1 protein-coding gene is annotated in these 645 nt (G+C 70.2%); it reads left to right on the top strand.

Annotated elements, in window-relative coordinates; translation table 11 throughout:
• On the top strand, positions 1-645 hold a 645-nt coding region (locus tag QSK00_RS30295), incomplete at both ends, for an integrase core domain-containing protein (protein WP_285597265.1).

Below are 645 nucleotides of genomic sequence, written 5' to 3'. Positions count from 1 at the left end.
TGCACCACCTCGCCGACGGCACCCCGTTCTGGGCGGTCGACATCGTCGATGACCACTCCCGGTTCTGCGTGGGCATCGAGCTCGGCGAGGCGTTGACCTCCACCCTGGCCTGGGCCGCGATACGCAGCGCGGTCGCCGAGAACGGCCAGCCCGCCACGGTGCTCTCGGACAACGGGCTGTGCTTCACCGGGCGGCTGCGCGCGACCACGGTCAGCTTCGAGCGTCAACTCGCCCGCGCCGGGATCGGGTTGATTCATTCCCGGCCCTACAACCCGCGTTGCTGCGGCAAGATCGAACGACTCCACCAGACCACGCGCGGCTGGCTCGCGCGCCGCCGCGCTCCCCGCACCATGGCCGCCGCCGAAAACCTGTTCGCCGAGTTCCGCGAGCACTACAACCACATCCGGCCACATCAAGCCCTCGATGGCGAGCTGCCCGTCTCCTGCTACCACGCCGGCACCGCCGTCGAGCTGCCCGTGCTCGAAGTCGAACCCGCCGACGCGGTCCCGCTCGGCGCACTGACCCGCAAGCTCAACAGCGCCGCCCGCTTCAGCTACGGCGGAGTGCTCCTGCGACTCGACAGCCGCTTCGCCGGCCTCAGTGTCGGCCTGGTCCGAGACCGCACCCGCCTGCACGTCTACTACG

Origin of the sequence: Actinomycetospora sp. NBRC 106378 (assembly GCF_030269685.1) — a bacterium.
Lineage (GTDB): Bacteria > Actinomycetota > Actinomycetes > Mycobacteriales > Pseudonocardiaceae > Actinomycetospora.
The sequence above is the reverse complement of the archived record's forward strand: the minus strand, read 5'-3'. Positions and strand labels throughout refer to the sequence as shown.